The following is a 3,698-nucleotide window of genomic DNA, read 5'->3' as shown; positions in this document are numbered from 1 at the left end:
TGAATACATACACCTGTTTTCAACCGTTTGGATTGATGCCCGGATTGCTGTCCGAACATCTGGCGGAAGGAGTGTATTTTCAGTCCCACATCCGAATCACACTGCAAATAAACAAGGATATTTTGGAACTTGTATCACTTCTCCGGCAAGTGGCAGCACGTTGCGCCGGTTGGCACTGATTGTCCGGGTCAAGCCTCTGTCGGACATCGCCTTAAGGGCGTAACTTTGCACCCGAACGGCAGGGTACGCCGCAGGTAGCGCAGCCCGGAGTTTGAAAGGAATCATCCCCAATCCGTCCTCGACGGATTTTTATGTTCACCTGAACATAGCAAGATGTCTTTTCAGCCGCTCAAAATATTTTGAGCAGCCACGAAAAGCACTTGCCCTTGCAGGGGGCGGGCTTTCCCTCCGAAGTCGGGAAGCCTTTCAGAACTGCGGTGCTGTAATCCGAAGCGGCGGCTTATGCCGTCAATCCGCTAAATCCAAAGTAATATGAAAGAGAAAAGGAAAAGCAAATCAGGGAGAAATCCCAAACTTGATCCGGCGGTGTACCGGTACACCGTCCGTTTCAACGAGGAGGAACACAACCGTTTCCTCGCCATGTTCGGAAAATCGGGTGTCTATGCACGGTCTGTTTTCCTCAAAGCGCACTTCTTCGGGCAACCGTTCAAGGTGCTGAAGGTGGACAAGACGTTGGTGGACTATTACACCAAACTGTCGGATTTTCATGCACAATTCCGTGCCGTGGGTACGAATTACAACCAAGTCGTGAAGGAACTGAGGCTGCATTTTTCAGAGAAAAAGGCGATGGCGTTGCTCTACAAATTAGAGCAACACACCGTCGAACTCGTGAAACTGAGCCGCCGGATTGTGGAACTTTCAAGGGAAATGGAGGCAAAATGGTCGCAAAAATCAGTGTAGGAAGTTCGTTGTACGGCGCGATTGCCTACAACGGGGAGAAGATTAACGAGGCGCAGGGGCGGCTTCTCACCACCAACCGCATCTACAATGACGGTTCGGGAACGGTGGACATAGGCAAGGCGATGGAGGGTTTTCTCACCTTCCTGCCACCGCAGATGAAGATCGAGAAGCCGGTGGTGCATATCTCTCTCAACCCGCACCCGGAGGATGTGCTGACCGATATTGAGTTGCAGAATATCGCCCGCGAGTATCTGGAAAAACTCGGTTTCGGAAACCAGCCTTATCTTGTATTCAAGCACGAGGACATCGACCGCCACCACCTGCACATCGTGACGGTCAACGTGGACGAGAACGGGAAAAGGCTCAACCGGGATTTTCTCTACCGCCGCAGCGACCGTATCCGCAGGGAACTGGAACAGAAGTACGGATTGCATCCGGCAGAACGTAAAAATCAGAGATTGGATAATCCGTTGCGCAAGGTGGCCGCATCGGCAGGTGATGTGAAGAAGCAGGTAGGCAACACCGTGAAGGCTCTGAATGGGCAGTACCGTTTCCAGACGATGGGCGAATACCGTGCGCTCCTTTCCTTATATAATATGACGGTGGAGGAAGCGAGGGGCAACGTGCGCGGACGGGAGTATCACGGGCTGGTCTATTCCGTCACGGACGACAAGGGTAACAAGGTGGGCAACCCGTTCAAATCCTCGCTTTTCGGGAAGTCCGCAGGCTATGAAGCCGTACAGAAGAAGTTTGTCCGTTCCAAATCGGAAATCAAGGATAGGAAACTGGCAGACATGACGAAACGCACCGTCCTTTCCGTGCTGCAAGGCACTTATGACAAGGACAAATTTGTATCCCAACTCAAAGAGAAGGGCATCGACACCGTACTGCGCTACACAGAGGAAGGGCGCATCTATGGGGCTACCTTCATCGACCACCGCACGGGATGCGTGCTGAACGGTTCGCGCATGGGTAAGGAGCTTTCGGCGAATGCCTTGCAGGAACACTTCACCCTGCCATACGCCGGACAACCGCCGATACCGCTATCCATCCCTGTGGATGCTGCGGACAAGGCACACGGGCAGACCGCCTACGACAGTGAAGATATATCGGGCGGTATGGGCTTGCTCACTCCCGAAGGTCCGGCGGTAGATGCCGAGGAAGAGGCTTTCATCCGGGCGATGAAGCGCAAAAAGAAGAAAAAACGCAAGGGCTTGGGTATGTAATCAGAGTATCAACAATTAAAAAATCAATGTATGTCACAACAAGAAGACGATTTGAGGGCATTGGCGAAAATCATGGATTTTCTGCGTGCCGTGAGTATCATTTTAGTGGTCATGAACGTGTACTGGTTCTGCTACGAAGCCATCCGGCTGTGGGGCGTGAACATCGGCGTGGTGGACAAAATCCTTCTGAACTTCGACCGCACGGCGGGGCTGTTCCATTCCATTCTCTACACGAAGCTGTTTTCCGTCCTTTTGCTTGCCTTGTCCTGTCTGGGTACGAAGGGTGTCAAGGGTGAGAAAATCACTTGGGGGAGAATCTGGACAGCATTTGCCGTCGGGTTCGTGCTGTTTTTCCTGAACTGGTGGTTGCTGCCCCTGCCGCTGCCGCTTGAAGCGGTGACGGGACTGTATGTCCTTACCATTGGAACGGGCTATGTCTGCCTGTTGATGGGTGGTCTGTGGATGAGCCGCCTGTTGAAACACAATTTGATGGAGGATGTTTTCAACAACGAGAACGAGAGTTTCATGCAGGAAACGAGGCTTATCGAAAGCGAGTATTCGGTCAATCTGCCGACACGTTTCTATTACAGGAAACGCTGGAACAACGGTTGGATCAATGTAGTTAATCCCTTCCGTGCGTCCATCGTGTTGGGTACGCCGGGCAGCGGCAAGTCCTATGCCGTGGTAAACAATTTTATCAAGCAACAGATTGAAAAGGGCTTTAGTCAATACATCTACGATTTCAAGTATCCCGACCTATCTACTATTGCCTACAACCATTTGCTGAACCACCCGGACGGCTACAAGGTAAAGCCGAAGTTCTATGTGATCAACTTCGACGACCCGCGACGCTCTCATCGGTGCAATCCCATTCACCCGGATTTTATGGAAGATATTACGGATGCCTATGAGAGTGCCTACACAATAATGCTCAACCTCAATAAAACGTGGGTGTGACCTGAAAAGTCACGTAATTAATTGTTAAACAGCAATGTATATTGCAAGATTTAACCCGCTGTTCCGTCAGCGGTAGCCTACTATAAGGTGCATCTCCAGTGATGGGTTGTGCTAAGCTTATAGGACAAAGTACACTTTCCGAAAGGACAAGACTGAACCGTGAGGGAACGTCAAGGGCGGTTAGTATCATACCGTCGAGTGGCGAGGCTGGATAGCATGGTTAACGTAATGTGAACTGACTTTAGCCGTCGTAAGGTTTGAAGGAGCGCAAGAGACTTTAGCTCTCACCAAAAGGTAAGCAGTCGGATAACCCTCGCCCATGTTGGGGTTACACGGACATAGCACTGCCGGCGGACTTGGCAGAACCTAAACTATCCGTTTGTCAATTGCGTGGAACAGGGCAAGCCTGTATCTCTCTCGTAATAATGCGAGTAAGCGAACCGCAAGGCAAGCCGAATGGGGTGCAGGTATGAGATAACGGAGAAAGCGAATGCCGCCCTGTAATGGGGAGGATACGGATTGAACCAACATCACGAGTTAATGAGGGTAACATCATCCGACACGAAAGTGGGCAGACTTCCGTATATGGTAACT

The 3,698-nt window shown here is 51.1% G+C and carries 4 protein-coding genes and 1 pseudogene; 4 read left to right on the top strand and 1 reads right to left on the bottom strand.

Annotated elements, in window-relative coordinates; translation table 11 throughout:
* Positions 1-43 precede the first annotated feature (43 nt).
* The 4 genes and pseudogenes from DXA54_RS28855 to DXA54_RS27610 all read left to right on the top strand — a co-directional run.
* Positions 44-223, top strand: coding sequence for a hypothetical protein (locus DXA54_RS28855; RefSeq protein ID WP_074668551.1), 180 nt, complete (start codon positions 44-46; stop codon positions 221-223).
* A gap of 269 nt (positions 224-492) precedes the next feature.
* Entirely contained in the window at positions 493-921 is a 429-nt protein-coding gene (gene mobA / locus DXA54_RS27620) for a conjugal transfer protein MobA (RefSeq protein WP_004291488.1), read from the top strand.
* Positions 900-2,147, top strand: a complete 1,248-nt coding sequence (gene mobB, locus DXA54_RS27615; protein ID WP_004291483.1) for a conjugal transfer protein MobB — start codon at positions 900-902, stop codon at positions 2,145-2,147. Before mobA ends, mobB begins: the two co-directional genes overlap by 22 nt.
* A gap of 30 nt (positions 2,148-2,177) precedes the next feature.
* Positions 2,178-3,101 (top strand): annotated as a pseudogene (locus DXA54_RS27610) (YWFCY domain-containing protein); the annotation flags it as partial.
* 385 nt (positions 3,102-3,486) lie between these two features.
* Here the strand turns inward: DXA54_RS27610 and DXA54_RS28415 are convergent.
* On the bottom strand, positions 3,487-3,698 hold a 212-nt coding region (locus tag DXA54_RS28415), incomplete at its 5' end, for a hypothetical protein (RefSeq protein WP_207903529.1).

Origin of the sequence: Bacteroides sp. OF03-11BH, assembly GCF_003604005.1 — a bacterium.
In the GTDB taxonomy this organism is placed as follows: domain Bacteria; phylum Bacteroidota; class Bacteroidia; order Bacteroidales; family Bacteroidaceae; genus Bacteroides; species Bacteroides ovatus.
Note: the sequence above shows the minus strand (reverse complement) of the source record. Positions and strands in the feature narration are given on the sequence as shown.

Coding starts and splice junctions, on each gene's coding strand:
- mobA (WP_004291488.1), top strand. CDS start 493: ATGAAAGAGAAAAGGAAAAGCAAATCAGGGAGAAATCCCAAACTTGAT.
- mobB (WP_004291483.1), top strand. CDS start 900: ATGGTCGCAAAAATCAGTGTAGGAAGTTCGTTGTACGGCGCGATTGCC.